This is a genomic window from Bacillus haikouensis (assembly GCF_013179555.1).
GTDB lineage: Bacteria > Bacillota > Bacilli > Bacillales > Bacillaceae_B > Rossellomorea > Rossellomorea haikouensis_A.
The window spans coordinates 1-2,353 of sequence record NZ_JABMCR010000443.1; the positions used below are offsets into that span (position 1 = coordinate 1).

The 2,353-nt window shown below is 41.1% G+C and carries 3 protein-coding genes; 1 reads left to right on the forward strand and 2 read right to left on the reverse strand.

Annotation, left to right across the window (positions count from 1 at the left end; translation table 11 throughout):
• Together HP456_RS25205 and citZ are read right to left on the reverse strand one after the other, a co-directional pair.
• Positions 1–78 (reverse strand): hypothetical protein (locus HP456_RS25205; protein WP_246289382.1); only part of this gene is annotated, 78 nt, incomplete at its 3' end.
• 123 nt (positions 79–201) lie between these two features.
• Positions 202–1,320: a citrate synthase gene (citZ, locus tag HP456_RS22860; protein ID WP_172255361.1), complete on the reverse strand. Its 1,119-nt coding sequence runs from the start codon at positions 1,318–1,320 to the stop codon at positions 202–204.
• A gap of 486 nt (positions 1,321–1,806) precedes the next feature.
• Between citZ and HP456_RS22865 the strand changes: the two genes are divergently transcribed.
• Positions 1,807–2,353: AI-2E family transporter (locus tag HP456_RS22865; RefSeq protein ID WP_246289380.1), on the forward strand; the 547-nt coding region annotated here is incomplete at its 3' end.

The window sequence follows — 2,353 nt, forward strand, 5'->3', positions numbered from 1 at the left end:
TTCGATAAATGGAACGATTGGATTGTTCGGCACATTCAGCTGGCCGTTTTGGTTTGTAATTTTTTCACCTTGTGTCATTATGTAACCTCCAATTATTATTCATTATCAAAGGGGATGACTCATAAGTGCTTATTTGCATTCAGAATCATTCCCCTTCTTATTTATTACACCAATATTTTTACTTTTTGTAAATATTGATGATTAACCTCTTTGGTCAACCGGCACATATTTCTGTTTGCCTGGCCCCACATAATCAGCACGAGGGCGGATTAAGCGGTTGTTTGAATATTGCTCCAGGATATGAGCAAGCCAGCCGGATACACGGCTTACAGCAAAGATCGGTGTGAATAAGTCATGATCGATCCCTAGGCTGTGATAAACAGATGCGGAATAGAAATCAACATTTGGCGGAAGTCCTTTATTCGCTGTGAATACTTCTTCAACCTTTACCGACATTTCATAATATTTACTTTCTCCTCTAAGCTCAGTCAGCTTTTTGGACATTTCTTTAAGATGCTTGGCACGCGGATCTCCTTGACGGTAAACACGGTGGCCGAATCCCATGATCTTTTCTTTCTTTTCAAGCTTATCCTGGATGTAGGATTCAGCTTTATCAACAGAACCGATCTCAGTCAGCATCTTCATGACCTGTTCGTTCGCTCCGCCGTGGAGTGGCCCTTTCAAGGCGCCGATTGCAGCTGTTACACCGGAGTAAACATCTGAGAGTGTAGCTACACAGACACGTGCAGTGAATGTGGAGGCGTTTAACTCATGATCAGCATGAAGAACAAGCGCTTTATTGAAAGCTTCGATTTCGATCGGCTCCGGATCTTTACCGGTTAACATGTATAAGAAATTAGCAGCGAACCCTAAATCTTTACGAGGAGCGATAGGCTCTTGTCCATTACGGATTCTCGCAAAGCTTGTTACGATTGTAGGGATCTTTGCTTGAAGGCGGACGGCTTTCATGTAATTTGCTTCTTCTTCCATCACATCTGCCTCTTCATCGTATAAGCCAAGCAGTGAAACGGCAGAGCGCAATGCTGCCATCGGATGCACTTCTTTGATGTTGTACATTTTGAAGTGATCAAGAACTTCCTGAGGAAGAGCCATGTTTTCCGCTAATTGGTCTGTCAGCTTTTGCAGTTCGGTTTGAGTAGGCAATTTAAGGTGCCATAGTAAATAAATTACCTCTTCAAATGTGGCATTGTTTGTTAAATCATCAATGTTGTAACCGACATATGTAAGAGTGTCATCGATGATTGAACTGATGGATGATGTAGTGGCTACAACTCCTTCTAGTCCGCGAGTCGCTGTCATAATAATCTCTCCTTTGAATGTATTTCCCTTTTACCCATTTTCATATGAGCATAAAACCCTGACAGAAAATTTGAATCGGGCTTGTTTGATAAAAGTAAGTAAGTAAATTACCTATTGAGGGCTTTTAATAGAATGATTTCCTGGTTGAGCGATTGCTCAATCCCCGCACAAAAAATGATTCCCTGTGCCTTGGTGTTACCGGCAGGGAAGTAGGTTATTGGGATGCGCTTACATTTTCTATTATAAACAATTATCTGACATTTGTGAACGAAAACGCTCGAATTTATCTAAAATTATTTTACTAGAAAAATAAAGTTTTCGATATACACTCTATTGAAACAGTGTAAATGTTCATTATGCCCCTTGCAAAACGACTGCTTTAAAATAACAATCTGGAAATATTCTGTATATACTGAAATTAAAACTTCCTTTCATTTCCTGTCTCTTATAAAATAGTAGATAATAGACAGGGAAGGGGGAACTCAGTTGAATCTGGAATATGTATATCGGACCATTCGCTTCTTTGTGGTGATCACCGTCATCATTCTTTCTTTATTTACTTTGTATTACATATGGAAACTGGCATATCCCTTTGTCATTGCCGTGGGAATCGCATTATTGATCAACCCGTTTGTCAATATGCTTGAATCCAAGGGCAGACTGCCGAGGGTATGGGCTGTAATTGTCTCACTGTTTCTGATCGCGGGGGTCTTCGCAGGACTTATCACCCTGCTGATTGCCGAAATCGTATCAGGTGCAAATTATTTATCAGAAGTGCTGCCCCAGCATGTCCGCACACTCGTGACTTATGCTGAAGACTTCATCGTTGGTCAGGTGATTCCGTTTTATCACCAGATAGCAGGGATGTTTAAAAATCTCGATGCAGGTCAGCAGAGCACAATCCTTGAAAATATTGAAACAGCCGGAAGCAAAGTTGCCCAATCTGCAGGGGATTTTCTTCAGAACTTTTTTCAGAGGCTTCCTCAGCTTATTTCCTGGATACCGAATGCCGCATCGGTGCTTATATTCTCTG

Bases quoted from the DNA above. Each gene is read 5' to 3' on its own strand.
- citZ (WP_172255361.1), bottom strand. From the start codon at position 1,320: ATGACAGCGACTCGCGGACTAGAAGGAGTTGTAGCCACTACATCATCC.